This is a genomic window from Microbacterium sp. (assembly GCF_029263575.1).
Taxonomy (GTDB): Bacteria; Actinomycetota; Actinomycetes; order Actinomycetales; family Microbacteriaceae; genus Microbacterium.
In genome coordinates this window covers 1-4,053 of sequence record NZ_JAJUFV010000213.1, presented here as the reverse complement: position 1 = coordinate 4,053, position 4,053 = coordinate 1, and the positions used below count along the sequence as shown (strand labels likewise).

Genomic DNA, 4,053 nt, shown 5'->3' with positions numbered 1-4,053 from the left:
GCACAGACTTCTCCCGGTACTCAGGCGAATACTCAGACGAAGTGGACGCGTGGCTGCGGATGATCGACGAAGACCGCACCGCGCGGGCTCGTCCATTCGATCTTGCCGCCGGGGAGCTGCCGGGCGTTCCAGCGATACTGGGCGTCGAGATCAGGATGCTTGAGCGAATGATGACGCCGACACAGATGACTGAGATTCGCGCACGATGTCGCCCCGCCCCGACTGTGTTCTTCGGTGTGGTCGAGATCGCAGTTCCACGTCGATGCCGCGCAACCGGGAAAGCGGCATCGACCGTCACGCGCACGAAGGTAGCGTCGCATCTCAGCGGTGGGACGGTACCGATCGGTGGCCGTGACCATGCCGGAGCATTCGTCGACGTAGAGCCGATCCCACCCTGGTGCCAGACCCGCCAGCTCTCGCACCAGCTCGGGATCAACGGGTCCGCAGCCGAACAGATCGGCGGGCGCGTCGCTGGCCCCTGCCAGCACCGCCGCCGGAAGCGTCACCTGAATGTGAGGACGAATCGCCTCGGCGCCCGCGGCTGACACCGTCTCGGGACACGCGGCCAGCAGCATGTCGATCATCACATCAGCACGCGCCTGCGCCATGGTGCGCGGGTCGTCGTTGGGAGCCGAGATACCGAGGCCAGCGTCGGCGTCAGCGGGCGAGGCCTGCACATCTTCTTCAGCGATCAGCGTCTCGTCTTCGCCCCCGCGGTATTCGTTCTCGACCTCACCCATGATCGGACGAGCTTCACCGGACTCGGGGTCGCGCGCGAGACGGGCGAGCTGGTTGGCCCGGTCGAGAGCGGCGTGCGCCAGCACGGACGAGGTCATCACATGCAGCACCGAGGAGCCGTCTTCATAGTCGTCAATCCACACCCGGCGATCGTCGTGCGCCTTCTTACGCCGATCGGCAGCCGTGATGCCGCCGTGCTTCGCCGACAGCATCCGCGTGACCGAGCGAAGCCGGTTCGGGCTCTCCCCCGAGGCATAATCGACCGCAGCCAGCTCGTATGCGAAGCGATCGGCCTGGTCTTCGATCACCACGCCGGCATCGACGATGACCCGCGCGTGGGTCGGGCTGAGCTTCGCGGCCTCGAGCGCCTGGAACGTCACGGGAAAGTTCGACACCAGCGTGAAGGCGTCCCACATCGCCTTCTCCATCGTGCGGGACGAGACGCGCCCCGCCGCGCTGAACTCAGCAACGAGAGACCGCACGGGAATATCGCGCATATCGTCTGTGCCGACGCGGCCTTCACGCTCATCGAGAGCCTCGCTGAAGACCTCGTTCAACAGCGCCGCCTCACGGGCGTGCAGCCGCGCCTTCTCGGACTGAATCTCCAGCCACGCGGACAGGCGAAGCGTCGCCGCGTCGGATGCCGCTGGAGCCGTCAGTGTGGACATGACTCTAGAGTAGTACAAATGTTCGCACTAAGGCAAGCGATATCAGAATCTTTGTTCGAAACAGGGCGTGAGGGGAGCACCCTTCGACAGGCTCAGGGAGCGAGCGGGCGGAAGGGAGCGGGCGCGCTCACCGCCCTGGCTCGGCGACGAACGCCTCGCCTGTGCCCGACAGCACAATGGCCGTCTCGTCCGCGGCGAAGGCTACCGTGCCGACCGGCACGGCGCGTGCCGCGGCATCCGATGACTCACCCGAGGAGACAGAGACCTCCCCCGCCGTGGCGAGCACCATCGCCGGGCCCGCGACGTCGACGGCCACCGGCTCTCCCGTCAACGTGACGCGCCGCAGGGCGAAGTCGGGAACGTCGACCTCGTATGAGGTGACCGCTCCGGATGCCGCGGGGCGCAGCACCGGAACCACCGACGGCGTCGTGTCGAGAATCGACAGCAGCTCGGGAACATCGATGTGCTTGGGCGTGAGTCCGCCGCGCAGCACGTTGTCGCTGGCGGCCATGATCTCGACGCCGAGGCCCGAGACGTAGGCGTGCAGGAGTCCGGCGCGCAGGAAGATCCCCTCGCCGCGCCCCAGCACGATGAAGTTCATCAGCAGCGCGACGACGACGCCGGGGTCGCCGGGGTTGCGCTCGGCGATCGACCGCACGGCCGTGAGCTCGGCGGCGAACTCGTCCGACCCAGCCGCGGCGCCCGCAGCAGCGGAGACGGCCGCGATCACGTCGTCCACGGCCGATTGCGCCGTTCCTGACAGCAGCCATGCCAGGGCGTCACGCAGCACGTCGCCCTCACCGCTCAGTCGCTCGCGCAGCTGCGTAACGCCGCCAGAGTCGCCGAGAGTATCCAGAAGCCGCAGCGTGTCGGCGACGGGGCGCAATCCGCTGAGCGCCTCGAACCGGTCGCTGAGCGCGACGATCAGCTCGGGCTTGTGGTTGTCGTCGCGGTAGTTGCGGGTCGGGTCGTCGGCGGCGAGGCCGGCCTCGCGCGCCCACCCATCGCGCGCCTGTTCGATCGTGGGGTGCACCTGGATCGAGAGCGGGTCGGCGGCGGCGAGGAGCTTCAGAAGGTAGGGCAGTTCTCCGCCCGTGACGGTGTCGAGCGTTGACCCGCCCTCGACGTCTGCGGGGTCGCCAGGGTGGTCGCCGAACCACACCTCGGCTTCGGGGGCTCCGGTGGGGGTGCGGCCTTCCAGCTCAGCGAGAAGGGTGGAGGATCCCCAGGCGTAGTCACGTGGCACATTCGTCAGGCTCAACAGCATGGCCCTAGCGTAGCGATCTCGCACGCGCCCGCGAATCGCAGCACATCGCTTGCGCGGTTCGGCGCGGTAGCCTGAACGAGATGGCGCAGTACACGAAGCATCCGGTATCGAGCCCGCCCGCCGCGCCCGCGCGCGAGTCGACAGGGCGGTTGCTGTTGCGCGCCTACGCGATCATCGTGCTGATCGCCGTGTTCGCGCATGCCGCGGTGTACAACCTCGTCGGCGAGGTGGCAGCCGGCGTCGTGATCGTCGTGTTTCTGCTGGCGGCGGTCGCGATCGGCGTGCCGATGATCGCACGCGCTGACCCGCATCCGTTTTCGTGGCGGCGGCTTCCCTGGGTGGCGCTGGGATATGTGGGCCTTGCCCTGGTCTCGGTCGCCTGGTCGCAGTGGCGCGTGCCGACGATCGTCACCTGGTTGCTGCTGGCCGCGGTCACCGCCAACGCGCTGCTGATCGCGCACGCGCTGACGTGGCGGGAGATCGTCGGCGCTCTCGCGTCCGCTTTCAAATGGATTGTCGGGCTGTCGGTCGCGATCGAATTGTGGGTGTCGCTGGTGCTGCGGCATCCGTTGCTTCCGAATTTCGCTGACCTCCCCGATGGCGACGTCGACCCGCACTGGTATTGGGTGCGCGGAAACCTCCTGGATGGCGGGCGCATTCAGGGCATCGTCGGCAACTCGAATCTGTTGGCGATCATCAGCCTGTTCGCCGTCGTCACGTTCTGCGTGAGCTTCGCGCTGCGCGCGCGCTGGCGGACGACGCTGGTGCTGTGGACGCTGGTGGCCGCCTATCTGATGCTGCGGGCGTCGTCGGCGACGGCGTATGTGTGCGCGCTCGCGGCGGCTGTGGTGCTCGTGGTCGCGCTGCTGATTCGCCGTGCGCCTCGCCCTCAGGCCCGCCGACGTATCTATCTGAGCTGCGGTGCGATCGTGGTCGTCGCGGTCGCGGCGGTGATCGCATTTCACCGTCCGCTGCTGGAGGCGCTGGGTCGCAGCGCCGATCTGACCGGCCGCACCGATCTCATCTGGAGCAAGGTTCTCGAGCGTGCCGCGACGCATCCGATATTCGGTAATGGGTTCTCGAGTCCGTGGATCCCCAGCGATCCGGCGTTCGACGGCTGGATCGTCGACCACCACATCACGGTGTTCCACGCGCACAACATGTGGCTGGATGTGCTGATGCAGCTCGGCGTCGTCGGTCTCGTGCTCATGGCGTGCGCCTACCTGTCGCTGCTGTGGCGGGCCTGGTTCTTCGCCGCCGATCGCCCGCGGTGGGATCTGCGCGCCGACCGTCCCTACTCACCGCTGACGCTGCTGCCATTACTGTTCACCGTCATTCTGCTGGTGCAGGGGCTTGCCGAGTCGACGCCCATCATGCTCT

General features: G+C 67.5%; 3 protein-coding genes. 1 reads left to right on the top strand and 2 read right to left on the bottom strand.

The window, feature by feature from the left end; translation table 11 throughout:
• Positions 1 to 32 precede the first annotated feature (32 nt).
• Complete coding sequence (locus Q1J95_RS14995) at positions 33 to 1,406, bottom strand: HNH endonuclease signature motif containing protein (RefSeq protein ID WP_300269084.1); 1,374 nt, start codon at positions 1,404 to 1,406, stop codon at positions 33 to 35.
• Between the two features lie 127 nt (positions 1,407 to 1,533).
• Positions 1,534 to 2,673: a mannose-6-phosphate isomerase, class I gene (gene manA, locus Q1J95_RS14990; RefSeq protein ID WP_300269082.1), complete on the bottom strand. Its 1,140-nt coding sequence runs from the start codon at positions 2,671 to 2,673 to the stop codon at positions 1,534 to 1,536.
• 80 nt (positions 2,674 to 2,753) lie between these two features.
• Here manA and Q1J95_RS14985 point away from each other — a divergent pair.
• The coding region (locus tag Q1J95_RS14985; RefSeq protein ID WP_300269080.1) for an O-antigen ligase family protein at positions 2,754 to 4,053 on the top strand (1,300 nt) is incomplete at its 3' end.

What these genes read in the sequence shown, in the direction of transcription:
- Q1J95_RS14995 (WP_300269084.1), bottom strand. Translation starts at nt 1,406, where the DNA reads ATGTCCACACTGACGGCTCCAGCGGCATCCGACGCGGCGACGCTTCGC.
- manA (WP_300269082.1), bottom strand. Translation starts at nt 2,673, where the DNA reads ATGCTGTTGAGCCTGACGAATGTGCCACGTGACTACGCCTGGGGATCC.